Raw genomic sequence first — 14,944 nt, 5'->3', positions numbered from 1 at the left:
CCCTTGCCGTCGGCTAGCACTTCCCCTTGCCGGGCGTGCAGGGGACTTTCACCCCCAAGTCATCCTGAGGCACCACCCCCAGGAACAGCGCCAGTCAAGGCGCTGCGCGCCATGCCTGGCGCACCACAAAAAAAGGCACCTAAGTGCCTGATTTTAAATTTGGTGCCGGTAGCCAGACTCGAACTGGCACACCCGTAAAGGCGGCGGATTTTGAATCCGCTGCGTCTACCAATTCCGCCATACCGGCAATGCGTGCGTAGTATACGTAAATTTCTAGTTAGGTCAATCGCATTGACTGACTTTATCCAGCCAAAGCGCTATCCTATGCCGCCTGTTTGATCAACGCTAAGAGTTATACGCCATGCAGCGCGCGGATTTTCATTACGAGCTACCCGACGAATTAATTGCTCGCTACCCTTCTGAGCAGCGTAGCGACTGCCGTTTGCTGTGCGTAGATGGGCAGAGCGGTGCGCTTGAGCATCGCCGTTTTCCTGATTTGCTTGAGCTTCTGGAGCCGGGCGACCTGCTGGTGTTTAACGACACCCGGGTGATTCCAGCGCGCCTGCACGGCCATAAGGCCAGCGGCGGCAAGGTGGAGATGCTCCTTGAGCGCCCGCTGGATGCCCACCGTGGCCTGGCGCATATCCGTTCGAGCAAATCGCCGAAACCGGGTACCGAACTGATCTTCGAAGGTGACATTCACGCCATTGTGGAAGGCCGCCGGGATGCACTGTTCGAGCTGCGCTTTTTGGGCGATACGCCGATGATCGCGCTGCTGGAAAAGCACGGCCATATGCCGCTGCCGCCATATATTACCCGCGAAGATGAGCTCAGCGATCGTGAGCGCTACCAGACCGTGTACGCCCGGCGTGATGGTGCCGTCGCTGCGCCTACGGCGGGGTTGCACTTTGATCAGCCGCTGCTGGATGCGCTGGCGGATAAAGGTATTAACCGCGCCTTTGTCACCCTTCATGTGGGCGCAGGCACCTTTCAACCGGTGCGGGTGGACAATATTCAAGAACACCATATGCACAGCGAGTGGATTGAAGTGACCGAAGAGACCTGCCAGCAAGTGCGTGACACACTCGCGGCGGGTAAACGTGTAGTGGCGGTGGGCACTACCAGCGTGCGCTGCCTGGAAAGCGCCTGCATGAAAAGCAGCGATGGGCAGATCGCGCCTTTCAGTGGCGATACCGATATTTTTATCTATCCCGGTTACCAGTGGCGCTGTGTGGATGCTTTAATTACCAATTTCCATTTACCTGAATCGACGCTATTGATGTTGGTCTCCTCCTTTGTGGGTTACGACACCATCATGCACGCTTACCAACGGGCGGTAGCCGAGCGCTATGCGTTCTTCAGCTATGGCGATGCCATGCTGCTGACCCGCTAGACGTTGGCTACTAAGTGATGACTCACCAACCCTGCCCCGTCGCGCCAAACGAACGAGATTAACGAGTTACCTTATTATGCGAAACGAATGCTTTATGCGCTTTGAGCGCCTGGCCGACGATGGCCGCGCCCGCCGTGGCCGCCTTCACTTCCCCCGTGGCACGGTGGAAACGCCTGCGTTTATGCCAGTGGGCACCTACGGGACGGTGAAAGGCATGACGCCGGATTCCGTCAAAGAGATTGGCGCTGAAATCATTCTCGGCAACACTTTCCACCTGTGGTTACGCCCCGGCACCGACGTCATCGAAGCCCACGGTGACCTGCACGACTTTGCCCAGTGGGATAAACCGATACTCACCGACTCCGGCGGCTTTCAGGTCTTTTCGCTAGGCGAGACGCGCAAGATCACCGAGCAGGGCGTGCACTTCCGCTCGCCGGTGGATGGCAGCAAAGTGTTTATGGGCCCGGAAGAGTCCATGGCAGTGCAGCGTTCGCTGGGCTCCGATGTAGTGATGATCTTTGACGAGTGCACCCCCTACCCCGCCACCTTTGACGAAGCCGAGAAGTCCATGGAGCTGTCGCTGCGCTGGGCCAAGCGCTCCCGCGATGCTCACGGCGATTCGCCCTCCGCGCTGTTCGGTATTATTCAGGGCGGCATGCACCCTGAACTGCGCGAGCGCTCGCTTAAAGGGCTGTTAGAGATCGGCTTTGATGGTCTGGCGATTGGCGGCCTTTCGGTGGGCGAGCCTAAAGAAGAGATGATAAAGGTGCTCGACTACCTGCCCACCTGGATGCCGGATGATAAGCCGCGCTATTTAATGGGCGTCGGCAAACCCGAAGACCTGGTGGAAGGCGTGCGCCGGGGGGTGGATATGTTCGATTGCGTGATGCCCACCCGCAACGCCCGTAACGGCCACCTGTTCACCTCAGAAGGCACGGTCAAAATTCGTAACGCCAAGCACCGTTTTGATACTCGCCCGCTTGATGAAGAGTGCGACTGCCATACCTGCAAGAGCTTCTCACGGGGCTATTTACACCATTTAGACCGCTGTAATGAAATGCTCGGTTCGATGCTTAACACCATCCACAACTTACGTTACTACCAGCGTGTGATGGCTGATTTGCGCGCGGCAATTGAAGCGGGTACATTGACGACCTTTGTGGAAGGCTTCTATGCACGGCGCGGTTTACCAGTGCCTCCGCTAAGCCAACCCTAACGAATTAATCGCCACGCGCCTTGGCGCGTGGTTTAAACTGTTTGACCACGCGTATTCTAAGCCTTACTAAAACTAAGCTTTCTAACTCAGGAGTTCTCTTCAATGCTGGATTTCTTCATCTCACCAGCCCATGCCCAAGAAGCCGCCGCTGGCGGTGGTATTGCGCAAATCGTCATGCTGGTTGGCTTCGTGCTGATTTTCTACTTCCTGCTGTGGCGCCCCCAGGCCAAGCGTGCGAAGCAGCACAAACAGCTGGTGTCTAACTTGGATAAAGGCGACGAAATCGTCATTGGCGGCGGTTTGGTGGGTCGTATCACAAAGGTGAGCGACGAATTCCTGACCATCGAGATCTCTGAAGGCACCGAAGTTAACGTGCAGAAGAACGCCGTTGCCGCCGTACTGCCTAAAGGCACCATCAAGTCCATCTAAGCCGTGTAACTTCCCCTGCCGATTAAGTGCCAGCCACCCCGGCAGGGGTGACATGGTATGAATGATGGTGAACTTTGCTGTGCACGGCGTGTCCGTGCACAGCATTCCGTTTGTAATTGAAGGCAGGGCTTACATGCTCAACCGTTACCCCCTGTGGAAGTATCTGCTGATACTGGTCGTCCTGGTGGTTGGCCTTATCTACTCGCTTCCCAATCTATTCCCCGAAGACCCCGCCATCCAAATCAGCAGCGCCCAAGGCGATTCGCTGGATGAGCGTCAGATAGACCGTGTTGAAACTGCGCTTAGCGAAAACGATATCGCGATCAAAGCGATCGAAGAAGAGAACGGGCAGTGGCTCATTCGTTTGCGTCATGACGATGATCAACTCCCCGCACGCGACATTGCCGCTGACCTGTTAGGCAGTGAGGCAACGGTAGCGCTGAACCTCGCTGAAGCAACGCCCGAGTGGCTGCAGGCGTTCTCCGCCTCGCCTATGACGCTGGGCCTTGATTTACGCGGTGGCGTCCACTTCATGCTCGAAGTGGATATGGACGCCGCACTTACCCAGCGCCTGGAGGTCAACGCCAGCGCCATGCGTGAGCTGCTACGCAGTGAGCGTATTCGCTATCGCAATACCGATGTCGACGAGCGCTCGCTGTCGATCGATTTTGCCAGCGCTGAAGACCGCGATACCGCGCGCAGCCTGATCAGTCGTGATTTCCCTGACTTTGAATACAGCAGCGAAGGCGATGGTCGCGCCTCGACGCTGGTAATGACGCTTAGCGATCAGTCAGTCAACGAGATTCAGGACTACGCGATCAACCAGAACCTGACTACCTTGCGCAACCGGGTCAACGAGCTGGGCGTGGCTGAGCCCATGGTGCAGCGCCAAGGCCCCAACCAAATCGTCGTAGAGCTGCCGGGCATCCAGGATACCGTAGCAGCTAAACGCATTGTCGGTGCGACAGCGAATTTGGAATTCCGCCTTGAAGCCCGCAATGATACGCCGGACAACGAAACGGAAACCCTACCCTTCCGTAATCAGCCATCGCGCACCGCTGAGCTAATGCGCGATGTGATCATTACCGGCGATAGCGTCTCCAGCGCCAGCAATAGCTTCGATGAAAACGGCCGCCCCCAGGTCAATATTGATCTGGACGGCACCGGTGGCACGCTGATGAATCGCGCCACGCGCACCAATATTGGTCGCAATATGGCGGTGCTGTTTATCGAACATAAAAGCGAAGACACGGTGGTCACCGACCCGGAAACGGGCGAAGAGACCATTGAGCGCGAGCCCTACGTTGAGCGCGGCATCATTAGCCTGGCGACGATCCAGAGCGCCCTGGGCAACAGCTTCCGGATCACCGGTTTAGACTCGCCAACAGAAGCCGCGGAACTGGCACTGCTGCTGCGTTCTGGCTCCCTTGCGGCCCCCATCTACTTTGTCCAAGAGCGCACCATTGGGCCAAGCCTGGGCGCTGAAAACATTGAGCGTGGTTTGCTATCAGTCCAGATCGGCCTGCTGCTCGTCGTGCTGTTTATGCTGGTGCGATACAAGGTGTTTGGGGTGTTTGCCAACATCGCCCTGGCGCTCAACTTAACGCTGCTGGTCGCGGTAATGTCAATGCTGGGCGCTACGCTGACACTGCCGGGGATTGCCGGTATCGTGCTGACGCTGGGTATGGCGGTGGATGCCAACGTGCTGATTTTCGAGCGAATACGTGAAGAGCTGCGCAATGGCTTGTCGGTTCAGCAGGCGATTCAGGCCGGTTATGAGCGCGCCTTTACCTCCATCGTTGACGCCAACATCACTACGCTGCTGGTCGCCGTTATCCTGTTTTCGATTGGTACCGGCCCCGTCAAAGGGTTTGCCGTTACGCTCTCTATCGGCATTTTGACGTCGCTGTTCACCGCGCTAATGGTGACTCGCGCCATGGTCAACTTGGCCTATGGCAGCAAACCCGTCAAAAAGCTGTGGATTTAAAGAGCATGGATTTGAAAGCATGAATTTAAACAACATGACTCTAATCCACGTGCTTAGCCCAGAACTTAAGAGGTGGCAATGAAACCCCTATCACACCTGCAAATCGACTTTATGGGGCGGCGTAAACTTGCCTATATCGTCTCCGCTGCGATGCTAATAGTGTCGATTGCTGCCATCATATTTCAACAGCTTAACTTCGGGCTGGATTTTACTGGCGGCACACTGATTGAGGTGCGCTACGGCGCAGCGCCCTCTCTGGATGCTATTCGTGTTCTGCTTGAAGACAGCGGCTTCCAAGATGTCTCCGTGCAAACCTTTGGGGCATCCACTGAAGTATTGATTCGTCTTCAGCAGGCGTTTGATGCCGACGTAGGCGGTGAGGTCGTTAATCTGCTGCGCTCCAGTGGCGATAGCGTGGATCTTGTGCGCTCAGAGTTTGTTGGCTCCCAGGTAGGCGATCAACTACGCGACCAAAGCGGGCTCGGCCTGCTGGTGGCCTTGGGCGTGGTAATGCTGTACGTCGCCTTCCGCTTTCAGTACAAGTTTGCGATTGGTGCGCTGCTTGCTCTGATGCACGATGTGATCATCGTGGTGGGCGTTTTTGCGCTGTTTCAGCTTGATTTCGACCTTACCGTATTGGCGGCTATCCTGGCGGTTATCGGCTACTCGTTGAACGATACCATCGTGGTTTATGATCGCGTCCGAGAAGCTATCCGCACCTCGCGGATCGACGATATGCCGCAGATTTTCAACGAAGCGATTAACGCCACGCTCTCGCGTACGTTAGCAACATCGGGCACCACCGTACTGGTGCTGCTGGCGCTGCTGCTGCTTGGCGGCGATATGATCGAGAACTTCGCCATTGCGCTACTGGTTGGCATTGTGGTGGGTACTTTCTCATCGATCTATATTGCTGCGGCGCTACTGCTACCGCTCAAACTGTCGCGGGAAGATTTGATTCCCACCAAGAAAGAGCTCGACGAGGAAGAGGAAGAACTGCCTTAACGGCGCCTCTTTTACTCCTCTTGTTTAGCCTACAAAAATGCCCCTGCTGGAAACCCAGCAGGGGCATTTTTTGGTTTTTAAAGACTGAGCAGCGCTGCTTAGAAGTGCGGCGTTAGCTGCTTGATCAGAGCTTTATAGAGACGCGGTCCGGCAGCCATTAACTGCCCTTCCACTTTCACCGTGGGCTGGCCGTCCGGGGTACCCATCAGGGCGCCCGCCTCTTTCAGGAACAGCGTGCCAACCTGCATATCCTGCTCTTCCAAGCCAAGCACAAAAGCACTATCCACTCGTCCGGTGGCCAGTTCACATAGATCCAATAGCCCACAGCCAGTAGCCAGCAGGTTTTCTACCTGAGGAGCAAGCTGCTGAGAAACGGTTAAATAGGCAGGTAAATTGCGCGGGCGCAGCCATACTTCCGGCAGACTCATGGCCATGCGCGTGCCGCTGATGGCGGTCGGTTTGCTAACGCGCATGCGCTTGTCGTTGTACTGGGCGCCGCGGCCGCGGCTGGCGATATATTCGTCGTCGGCGAACGGGCAGATAATAACTGCGTGTTCGGGACGACCTTTGATAAGACACACCACTGAGAGTGCAAAGCCTTTACCGGCGACGGCTAAATTGGAGTAGCCGTGCATCGGTTCAATTTTCCAGACGATATCCGCGCCTTCACCTTCTCCCGCGCGATGCGGCGTAAAGCGACCGGTAACACCGTGCTGGGGATAACCGCGCTCCAACTGCTGAACAATCGTCGCTTCGGCCTTGCGCGCCGTCTCGTCGAGTAGGCGGTCAAGGTTAAATTCATCGTGCGCGTTTTCAATACGTTCGCGTACGCGTAGGAAGTGCTCAACAGCGCTGCGCGCTGCGCGCAACGTAAATTGGACCATCGGATTCATGATCGGGCCTTGTGACAGTGATGTTAAAGAACGTGATGCTAATCATAGAGCAAAAGTAGGCGCAGGTGCCGCCTTTGGCGCGCAATACTAGCAGACCGCTCTCGGGCATACCACCGACTCATGCTAGACTGCGCGCTTTACGCGATAATAATCACCCTCTTTATTCACCGAGCCTTTTTATTCACCGAGCCTTATTCATGCTTGAGCGCATCCGCATTATTTTAATCGGCACTAGCCATCCTGGTAATATCGGCGGCGTCGCCCGCGCCATGCACAATATGGGTTTGGCAGACCTGGCCCTTGTCGCCCCCCGCTGTGAGGTGATTACCCAGGACAGCATTTCCCGCGCTTCCGGCGCTGATCACCTGCTTCACCAAGCCAACGTCCACGCCACGCTAGAAGACGCAGTGGCTGATTGCACTCTGGCCGTGGGTGCCAGTGCACGCTCGCGCACCCTTCCTTGGCCGATGCTATCGCCCAGGGAGTTGGCCGACCGCCTGCCTACCGAATGCCAGGCTGCTGATTCTCGCGTGGCGCTGGTATTTGGTCGCGAAGACAGCGGATTGACCAACGCTGAGCTGCAGCGCTGCCACGCCCACGTGCATATACCCACCAATGCCGACTTTAGCTCGCTCAATTTGGCGGCGGCGGTACAAGTACTCGCCTACGAGTGTCGCATGGCCTGGCTAAATCAAGCAGATAGCCAAGCCAATGCGCCCGCACCAGTGCCTAGTGCTGACGATGCTCTGGCCACCCATGCTGAGCTTGAGCGCTATTTTGAACACTTGGAGCGCACGCTGATTGGCATCGGTTTTCACGACCCGGATCAGCCGCGGCAGCTAATGGCGAGACTGCGCCGCCTCTACCTGCGCGCTCGCCCGGAGCGTATGGAAATGAATATTCTGCGCGGGATTCTATCGGCCACCGAGAAGGCGGCGAACACCAAGCCACCCAAGCCATAAACAGTGAGAGCAGCAGCGTTAAACTTGAAGTTGACGCTGCACGCCCCAACTTCGCTATTCTTAACGTGATTCCACTATTGATATTCCAAGAATCGGTGATACTTCAATAGCCAGACGCCGCCCTTTAACGCCAAGGAACACCTCATGTTTCAACGTCTACGTGAAGACATCAACAGCGTATTTGACCGCGACCCAGCCGCACGTAACTTTCTTGAGGTGCTGACCAACTACCCCGGCCTGCACGCCCTGCTGCTGCACCGCTGCGGCCACTGGCTATGGAAGAAAAACCTCAAATGGTTGGCGCGGACGCTGTCGACGTTTTCCCGCTGGCTGACCGGGATTGAAATTCACCCGGGCGCCACGATTGGGCGGCGGTTTTTTATCGATCACGGCATGGGCGTGGTGATTGGCGAAACGGCGCTGGTGGGCGATAACGTTACGCTCTATCAAGGGGTTACCCTTGGCGGCACCAGCTGGAACAAGGGCAAGCGCCACCCCACCCTGGGTGATGGTGTGATTGTGGGTGCAGGTGCCAAGATACTCGGCCCGTTTACCGTGGGTGCCGGGGCCAAAATCGGCTCCAACGCGGTGGTCACCAAAGAAGTACCGCCGGGGGCTACCGTTGTCGGCATTCCCGGCAAAATTGTTAAACGGGCCGACCCCGATGTGGAAGAGGCACTTGATGTCGATCCGGCACGCCGCGAAGCGATCTGCCAGAAGTTTGGCTTTGATGCCTACGGCGTCAGCCAGGATATGCCCGACCCGGTGGCCCGTTCGATGCAGGCCATGCTCGACCATATGCACGCCGTGGATGAGCGTATCGAGCGCATGTGCTCGACCCTGCGCAAACTGGATGACAACTACCGCGATGGCCAGCTACCGGCGCTGCGTGATGAAGATTTTGCCGACATTCTGGACGAAAACGATACCGGCTGCTCTGGCCTTGGCAAGCACTCGGCAGAGGCGTCGGCCAGTGAGCAAGAAACACTGCCGCCGCGTAATGGTTGACCAAAGCACTCAGGTTTTCCCATAATGGAAGCACATTTGCCGTTAGTGCGCTGAGCGTTCAGCGTCGAGGGGCTTGCCATGCGCTTGACCACCAAAGGCCGTTATGCCGTTACTGCCATGCTCGATTTAGCCCTGCATGCCCATAACGGCCCGACCAGCCTAAGCGATATCTCTCAGCGCCAGGAGATATCGCTCTCCTATTTAGAGCAGCTTTTTGCTCGCCTGCGCCGTGCAGGCCTGGTCAATAGCGTGCGCGGCCCAGGCGGCGGCTATCTGCTTTCGCAGCCTGCGGACGCCATCAGCGTTTCAAAGGTGATTGACGCGGTGAACGAAAGCGTCGATGCCACCCGCTGCCAGGGGCTTTCCGACTGCCAGCAGGGCGATACCTGTTTGACCCACCATTTGTGGTGCGAGCTCTCCGTGCAGATACGCCATTTCCTTGACGATATGACCCTGGCACAACTGATGCTGCGCCCTGATGTCATACGTATTGCGTCGCGACAGAAACAGCGTGCCGAGGCAGGCATTCTCGCCTCTTCACCCTGACCCGACGACACAAACCCGACTACCCTGACCGAACAACCGCTGGAACGTAACGATGACCACACCCACGCTGCCCATTTACCTGGATTACGCCGCCACCGCGCCGGCGGATGCCCGTGTGGTTGAGGTTATGCAACGCTACCTAACGGTTGACCAGCTATTTGCCAACCCGGCTTCGCGCAGCCATATGCTGGGCTGGCAGGCAGAGCAGGTGATTGAGCAGGCGCGGCGCCAGGTGGCCGACGCGATTGGCGCCGACCCGAGAGAAATTGTCTGGACCAGTGGTGCTACCGAAGCGGACAACCTAGCGCTGATTGGCTTTATGCGCGCCAACCGCGAGCGCGGCCTACACTTGATCACCTCGACCATCGAGCACAAAGCGGTCGTGGATACCGCCCATGCGCTGGAAAAAGAGGGCTTTGAGGTCACCTGGCTAACACCTGGGCGGGATGGCTGCATTCAACCTGAACAGCTGCGCGACGCAATGCGTGACGACACCGCGCTGGTCTCACTGATGGCGGTTAACAACGAGCTGGGCAGCATCAACGATATTGCGGCCCTGGCGGCGGTTGCCCATGAGTTTGGCGCAGCCTTTCATACCGATGCCGCCCAGGCGGTTGGTCGAATTCCCCTGGACGTGGTGGCCCAGCAGATTGACCTGATGTCGCTGTCTGGCCATAAAACCTACGGCCCAAAAGGCGTTGGGGCGCTGTATGTGAGGCGCCACCCGGATATTCGCGTTGAAGCGCTGATTCATGGCGGCGGCCATGAGCGCGGCATGCGCTCCGGCACCCTGCCGACCCACCAAATTGCTGGCATGGGTGAAGCTTTTGCGCTGATGCAGCAGCAGTACGATGAAGACAACGCTCATATTGCGCGCTTACAGCAGCGCTTTTTGCGCGGTCTTGAAGGTCTCGAGGGCGTCTATGCCAACACCCCACTAGACCGCGCTGTTCCCAACATTCTCAACCTGGCGTTTGAAGGCGTCGACGGGGAGTCGCTGCTAATGGCGCTGCGCGATGTGGCAGTTTCGACTGGATCGGCGTGCAACTCGGCCAGCGTCGACCCGTCCTACGTGCTGCTCGGCATCGGCACACCGCGCGCGCTGGCGCTCTCATCGCTGCGCTTTAGCTTCGGGCGCTTTACCACTGAAGCCGACATTGACCATGCGCTAACACTCATACGCCATGCGGTGAGCGGTTTACGTACACCGCCCCGTCAAGCGGCTGACTAGCTGACTATTTTAAGGAGGACGCCTCATGGCAACACTCAATATTACCCCGGCTGCCGCACAACAGATTCGCCACGTGCTCGACGAGCGCGGCCAAGGCCTTGGCCTACGCGTCTCGGTCAAGCCAAGCGGCTGCTCTGGTTATAGCTATGTACTTGATTTTGCCGACACCGTCAGTGATGACGAAGTGCATTTTGAAGCCCATGGTGCCAGCGTTTATGTCGCCCCCGATGCGGTGGAGATGCTCAACGGCAGCGAAGTGGATTACGTCAGCGAAGGACTAAATCGCTTTTTCCGCTTCAACAATCCCAACGTCAAAGATGAGTGCGGCTGCGGCGAGAGCTTCACCGTCTAGGCTTTGTATTGCCGAGCTTCATCGCAGGTATTCATCCCCCGGCTTAAGCGCTATAATCGCGCCCCTGGATACAGGCTCCGGCAGCCGGGTTACGCCCGCATGCGTTTTCAAAGCAATGCTGTTTAAAAACGCTAGCTGCCGAAGCACTATTAACTGAATCATTTTCTGGGCCGCCCTGGCCTTCTAGGGCGGCACTTTTTGCTTAAGCCTTTTTCAAGGAGACCATTTACATGGCTACTGAACGCACACTCTCTATTATCAAACCTGACGCCGTTGCCAAAAATGCCATCGGTGAAATCATTGCCCGCTTCGAAAAAGCTGGTCTGAAGGTTGTTGCAGCCAAAATGGTTCATCTCTCTGAAGAGAAGGCTGGCGGCTTCTATGCAGAACACAAAGAGCGTCCGTTCTTTAAAGACCTGGTCGGTTTCATGACCTCTGGCCCGGTTGTTGTACAAGTGCTTGAAGGTGAAGGCGCCATCGCCAAAAATCGTGACTTGATGGGCGCGACTAACCCGAAAGAAGCGGTACCCGGCACTATTCGCGCCGATTTCGCGGAAACAATCGACGCCAATGCTGTCCATGGTTCTGATTCTCCGGAAAGCGCTGAGCGCGAAATTAGCTACTTCTTTGGCAACGACGAAATCTGCCCGCGCTAAGCTTCTAAGGTAGCGCCGCCGAACCAACTTTCGTTGCCGGCCATTTTGCGGGGGCTAGTCCCCCGCCCCTTTCTATAACGCTGACCGCCATGACCACCACTGTAGCCCAACATACGCCTGCCCCACCTACTGACACAGATGCCGCCAGCACGCCTGCTGCAAAAGCGACGCCTGAGCGTCAAAACCTGCTTGGCATGTCTCGCGAGCAGATGGAAGCCTTCTTTCTGTCGATTGGCGAAAAGAAGTTCCGCGCTGCACAGCTGATGAAGTGGATTCACCAGGAAGGCAGCGATGATTTTGCTGCCATGACGAATCTCTCCAAAGCGCTGCGTGAAAAACTGGCCAGGCTGGCAGAAATACGTGGCCCTGGGGTTGTCTATGAAGGCACCTCCAGCGACGGCACCCGTAAGTGGGTGCTGGAAGTGGAGGATGGCAGCTATGTAGAAACGGTGCTGATCCCGGCGGAGAACGGCAAACGCCGCACGCTATGCGTCTCATCCCAGGTCGGCTGCTCGCTGGATTGCAGCTTCTGCTCTACCGGCAAGCAGGGGTTTCAGCGCAACTTGACCGCTGCTGAAATTATCGGCCAGGTGTGGGTCGCCCAGCGCAGCGTTGGCCCGCGGCGTGATACGGCCAATCGTCCAGTGACCAACGTGGTGATGATGGGCATGGGCGAACCACTGCTCAACTTCGATAATGTTGTGCCCGCCATGAAGCTGATGCTCGATGACAACGGCTACGGCCTGTCCAAGCGCCGTGTGACGCTGTCGACCTCTGGCGTGGTGCCGATGATCGATAAGCTCGGTGATGAGATGGATGTCAGCCTGGCGATTTCGCTGCATGCATCTACGGATGAGCTGCGCAATGAGCTGGTGCCCATCAACCGCAAGTACAATATTCGCGCGCTGTTGGATGCCTGCCACCGCTACCTTGCCAAGTGTCCGGATAATCGTCAGGTCACCATCGAGTACACGCTGATCAAGGACGTCAATGATCAGCAGGAGCACGCTGAGCAGCTAGCGGCGCTGCTTAAAGAGCTACCGTGTAAGATCAATTTGATACCGTTTAACCCGTTCCCCAACTCTGGATACGAAAAACCGTCGCGTAACCAGGTGATGCGCTTCCAGCAGTGGTTATATGATTTAGGCTACAACGCGACGGTAAGAACGACCCGAGGTGAAGATATTGATGCCGCTTGCGGCCAGTTGGTTGGTCGCGTGAAGGATCGCACCAAACGCAGCGCACGCTATATCCAGTCAGTGCAGCTCGATGCGGACTAAGGTGAGGTTTAGAAAACCGGGCTTGTCTTGACTTCCGCTTGGCACGGCGCTTTGATGGTCACGGTTTTTATTTAGATGAACTCTGCTGTTTACTTATATTGCCTTACTGGCAGTTGGACGTTCACCACACGAGGATTTACATGATTGCTCACCGCAGGCGCCAACACCCATCACGGGTGCCCATGCTCACCGTGCTGATCGGTAGTTTGTGGCTGGCCGGCTGTGCCTCGTCCAACAACCATACACCGCAAGCCAATCCCGCGGCGGCAGACGCCTATACCCAGCTAGGCGTTGCCTATTTGGAGCGTGACAATCTTCCCCGCGCGCTCAACGCACTGGATCGGGCGCTTGAAATTGCCCCACGCCATGCCGAAGCACTGCAGGCGCTGGCCCTGGTTTACCAGCGCCAGGGCGAAAGTGACCTTGCCAACGACTATTTTCAACAGGCGGTGAATGCCGAACCCGACTTCACCCGCGCCCGTAATAACTATGCAGCATTCTTGTACGGTCAGGGCCAGTTCAATGCCGCCTGTGAGCAGTTAGAAACCGCATCAGACGATGCCCAGTACGCCAACCGTGCCCAGTTGTTCACTAACCTGGGGCAGTGTTACCTGGCGCTGGAAGAATATGATAAAGCGCGTGCTCGGTTGGAGCGCGCGCAAAGTATTGATCCGCGTAATTCACGCGGCTATTTAATGTTAGCTGAACTCGAATATTCGCAGGGTAATTACTCTCAGGCCTGGGCACCGCTGCAAACCTATTTACAGCTTACCGAGCCCAACCAAGCAGCGCTAAGAATGGCGGTTGATATCGCTCATTCACGCGGCGAGCCTAGCATCGCCGCCGAATACCAGCGCCTGCTTGGCAGCGACTGACTGATAGACACCCTGATCACCGCTTATTTAATGAAGGATGCTCAGCCATGAGCGATACACAGTCACAAGAAAACGTCATTGATAGCCCAAGTACTCACGGCACACCCACTAGCGCTTCTCCCGGCGAACTACTTGCTCGCCAGCGCGAGCAGCTCGGTATTCCGCTCGCCGATGCGGCCCGGGCGCTCAACCTGCGTCCCGCCGTAGTGGGAGGGCTAGAGCAGGATAATTACCAAGAGATCCCCGTTGCCGCTTATCGGCGTGGCTACCTGCGCTCTTACGCCAAATACCTGGGCATGGATGACCGGCTGGTGCTTGAGGCTTATCAAGCCCGCAGCGGTGGCACCGACACCGAACGCAAAGTCACCCCGGTTTCCACTGCCAGACCGCCCTCCCGGATTGGCGCCTGGCTGTTCAAGCTGGTGACCCTGCTGGTCATTGTGGGGCTTATCGCCGTCACCGTTATGTGGTGGCAGAGCCGGGGCGGCAACGAGCCACCGGGCTTTGGCTCCACTACCACGGAAGAGACCTCTACGGCACCGGCAGAGCCTGCCAGTGAGACAGCTGAAACAGAAGAGAGCGCCGGTTCAAGCTTCACCAGTGGCGACGAAAGCGCGACGCTGCCCAGCAATGCCACCAACGTCACGCCGGCACCGACGGCTGAGCAAGATCAAGTACCCAGTGCACAGGATGACGCTGACGCCATTGCAGGGCTCGACGAGTCCATTCTGGATAGCGACAACGGCGCAGACGCCGAAAGCGATGAACTGAGCAGCGCTGGCCAGAATGACAGTGACCAGAGCGCTACCGAGCAGGAGAGCACAGAGAGTGAGCAAACTGCTGCCGCCGAGCAAACCGCCAATGCCAACGTCCTCGAGCTGACGTTTAACGAACAGTCGTGGACGGAAATTTTTGATGCCACCAACCAGCGCGTCTTCGTTGGCCTGCAAACGCCCGGCACCTCGACAACCGTCGAAGGCGAGCCCCCGTTTCGTTTAACCGTGGGTAATGCCACCGGCGTCGAGCTGCGCTACCTAGGCGAGGAAATTGACCTTCCCGCCCGCGCAGGCGCCAACAACGTCGCCCGATTTACCTTGGGAGAGTGACCCGT

15 protein-coding genes and 1 tRNA gene are annotated in these 14,944 nt (G+C 57.1%); 14 read left to right on the top strand and 2 right to left on the bottom strand.

Features of this window, described 5'->3' with window-relative positions; translation table 11 throughout:
• Positions 1 to 160: 160 nt before the first annotated feature.
• Positions 161 to 247: transfer RNA gene (locus tag QT231_RS22225), tRNA-Leu, on the bottom strand.
• A gap of 114 nt (positions 248 to 361) precedes the next feature.
• Here QT231_RS22225 and queA point away from each other — a divergent pair.
• The 5 genes from queA (at position 362) to secF (ending at position 6,030) form a co-directional block, all read left to right on the top strand.
• Entirely contained in the window at positions 362 to 1,393 is a 1,032-nt protein-coding gene (queA, locus tag QT231_RS22220; RefSeq protein ID WP_308338973.1) for a tRNA preQ1(34) S-adenosylmethionine ribosyltransferase-isomerase QueA, read from the top strand.
• Positions 1,394 to 1,487: 94 nt separating this feature from the next.
• The gene (gene tgt, locus QT231_RS22215) at positions 1,488 to 2,609 is read left to right on the top strand and encodes a tRNA guanosine(34) transglycosylase Tgt (protein WP_374694424.1); all 1,122 of its coding nucleotides are present in this window, start codon (positions 1,488 to 1,490) and stop codon (positions 2,607 to 2,609) included.
• A gap of 102 nt (positions 2,610 to 2,711) precedes the next feature.
• Positions 2,712 to 3,038, top strand: a complete 327-nt coding sequence (yajC, locus tag QT231_RS22210) for a preprotein translocase subunit YajC (RefSeq protein ID WP_071695382.1) — start codon at positions 2,712 to 2,714, stop codon at positions 3,036 to 3,038.
• A gap of 133 nt (positions 3,039 to 3,171) precedes the next feature.
• Positions 3,172 to 5,025 carry a protein translocase subunit SecD gene (gene secD / locus QT231_RS22205; RefSeq protein ID WP_308338971.1) on the top strand — a complete coding sequence of 618 codons (1,854 nt, stop codon included), beginning with the start codon at positions 3,172 to 3,174 and terminating at the stop codon, positions 5,023 to 5,025.
• Between the two features lie 78 nt (positions 5,026 to 5,103).
• Positions 5,104 to 6,030, top strand: a complete 927-nt coding sequence (secF, locus tag QT231_RS22200; RefSeq protein ID WP_308338970.1) for a protein translocase subunit SecF — start codon at positions 5,104 to 5,106, stop codon at positions 6,028 to 6,030.
• A 98-nt stretch (positions 6,031 to 6,128) separates the two neighbouring features.
• Here the strand turns inward: secF and QT231_RS22195 are convergent, their stop codons facing one another.
• On the bottom strand, positions 6,129 to 6,923 hold the full coding sequence (locus QT231_RS22195; RefSeq protein WP_308338969.1) for an inositol monophosphatase family protein: 795 nt from the start codon (positions 6,921 to 6,923) through the stop codon (positions 6,129 to 6,131).
• A gap of 197 nt (positions 6,924 to 7,120) precedes the next feature.
• Between QT231_RS22195 and trmJ the strand changes: the two genes are divergently transcribed.
• The 9 genes from trmJ (at position 7,121) to QT231_RS22150 (ending at position 14,939) form a co-directional block, all read left to right on the top strand.
• Positions 7,121 to 7,885 carry a tRNA (cytosine(32)/uridine(32)-2'-O)-methyltransferase TrmJ gene (gene trmJ, locus QT231_RS22190; protein ID WP_308338968.1) on the top strand — a complete coding sequence of 255 codons (765 nt, stop codon included), beginning with the start codon at positions 7,121 to 7,123 and terminating at the stop codon, positions 7,883 to 7,885.
• Between the two features lie 144 nt (positions 7,886 to 8,029).
• Positions 8,030 to 8,893 (top strand): serine O-acetyltransferase, encoded by an 864-nt coding sequence (gene cysE, locus QT231_RS22185; protein WP_308338967.1) that lies wholly within the window; start codon positions 8,030 to 8,032, stop codon positions 8,891 to 8,893.
• 78 nt (positions 8,894 to 8,971) lie between these two features.
• A complete protein-coding gene (gene iscR / locus QT231_RS22180) occupies positions 8,972 to 9,439 on the top strand; it encodes a Fe-S cluster assembly transcriptional regulator IscR (RefSeq protein WP_022520074.1) in 468 nt (155 codons plus the stop codon).
• Positions 9,440 to 9,491: 52 nt separating this feature from the next.
• Complete coding sequence (locus tag QT231_RS22175) at positions 9,492 to 10,670, top strand: aminotransferase class V-fold PLP-dependent enzyme (protein WP_308338966.1); 1,179 nt, start codon at positions 9,492 to 9,494, stop codon at positions 10,668 to 10,670.
• A 25-nt stretch (positions 10,671 to 10,695) separates the two neighbouring features.
• Entirely contained in the window at positions 10,696 to 11,022 is a 327-nt protein-coding gene (locus QT231_RS22170; protein WP_064235867.1) for an iron-sulfur cluster assembly accessory protein, read from the top strand.
• 230 nt (positions 11,023 to 11,252) lie between these two features.
• Entirely contained in the window at positions 11,253 to 11,678 is a 426-nt protein-coding gene (ndk, locus tag QT231_RS22165; RefSeq protein ID WP_308338965.1) for a nucleoside-diphosphate kinase, read from the top strand.
• Positions 11,679 to 11,767: 89 nt separating this feature from the next.
• Complete coding sequence (gene rlmN / locus QT231_RS22160; RefSeq protein WP_308338964.1) at positions 11,768 to 12,958, top strand: 23S rRNA (adenine(2503)-C(2))-methyltransferase RlmN; 1,191 nt, start codon at positions 11,768 to 11,770, stop codon at positions 12,956 to 12,958.
• A gap of 140 nt (positions 12,959 to 13,098) precedes the next feature.
• Positions 13,099 to 13,833 carry a type IV pilus biogenesis/stability protein PilW gene (pilW, locus tag QT231_RS22155; protein WP_308338963.1) on the top strand — a complete coding sequence of 245 codons (735 nt, stop codon included), beginning with the start codon at positions 13,099 to 13,101 and terminating at the stop codon, positions 13,831 to 13,833.
• Positions 13,834 to 13,880: 47 nt separating this feature from the next.
• Positions 13,881 to 14,939 (top strand): RodZ domain-containing protein, encoded by a 1,059-nt coding sequence (locus tag QT231_RS22150; RefSeq protein WP_308338962.1) that lies wholly within the window; start codon positions 13,881 to 13,883, stop codon positions 14,937 to 14,939.
• The last annotated feature ends 5 nt before the right edge of the window (positions 14,940 to 14,944 follow it).

The organism is Halomonas sp. SpR1, from assembly GCF_031010175.1.
Classification (GTDB): Bacteria; Pseudomonadota; Gammaproteobacteria; order Pseudomonadales; family Halomonadaceae; genus Vreelandella.
The sequence above is the reverse complement of the archived record's forward strand: the minus strand, read 5'-3'. Positions and strand labels throughout refer to the sequence as shown.

What these genes read in the sequence shown, in the direction of transcription:
- queA (WP_308338973.1), top strand. Translation starts at nt 362, where the DNA reads ATGCAGCGCGCGGATTTTCATTACGAGCTACCCGACGAATTAATTGCT.
- tgt (WP_374694424.1), top strand. Translation starts at nt 1,488, where the DNA reads ATGCGCTTTGAGCGCCTGGCCGACGATGGCCGCGCCCGCCGTGGCCGC.
- yajC (WP_071695382.1), top strand. Translation starts at nt 2,712, where the DNA reads ATGCTGGATTTCTTCATCTCACCAGCCCATGCCCAAGAAGCCGCCGCT.
- secD (WP_308338971.1), top strand. Translation starts at nt 3,172, where the DNA reads ATGCTCAACCGTTACCCCCTGTGGAAGTATCTGCTGATACTGGTCGTC.
- secF (WP_308338970.1), top strand. Translation starts at nt 5,104, where the DNA reads ATGAAACCCCTATCACACCTGCAAATCGACTTTATGGGGCGGCGTAAA.
- QT231_RS22195 (WP_308338969.1), bottom strand. Translation starts at nt 6,923, where the DNA reads ATGAATCCGATGGTCCAATTTACGTTGCGCGCAGCGCGCAGCGCTGTT.
- trmJ (WP_308338968.1), top strand. Translation starts at nt 7,121, where the DNA reads ATGCTTGAGCGCATCCGCATTATTTTAATCGGCACTAGCCATCCTGGT.
- cysE (WP_308338967.1), top strand. Translation starts at nt 8,030, where the DNA reads ATGTTTCAACGTCTACGTGAAGACATCAACAGCGTATTTGACCGCGAC.
- iscR (WP_022520074.1), top strand. Translation starts at nt 8,972, where the DNA reads ATGCGCTTGACCACCAAAGGCCGTTATGCCGTTACTGCCATGCTCGAT.
- QT231_RS22175 (WP_308338966.1), top strand. Translation starts at nt 9,492, where the DNA reads ATGACCACACCCACGCTGCCCATTTACCTGGATTACGCCGCCACCGCG.
- QT231_RS22170 (WP_064235867.1), top strand. Translation starts at nt 10,696, where the DNA reads ATGGCAACACTCAATATTACCCCGGCTGCCGCACAACAGATTCGCCAC.
- ndk (WP_308338965.1), top strand. Translation starts at nt 11,253, where the DNA reads ATGGCTACTGAACGCACACTCTCTATTATCAAACCTGACGCCGTTGCC.
- rlmN (WP_308338964.1), top strand. Translation starts at nt 11,768, where the DNA reads ATGACCACCACTGTAGCCCAACATACGCCTGCCCCACCTACTGACACA.
- pilW (WP_308338963.1), top strand. Translation starts at nt 13,099, where the DNA reads ATGATTGCTCACCGCAGGCGCCAACACCCATCACGGGTGCCCATGCTC.
- QT231_RS22150 (WP_308338962.1), top strand. Translation starts at nt 13,881, where the DNA reads ATGAGCGATACACAGTCACAAGAAAACGTCATTGATAGCCCAAGTACT.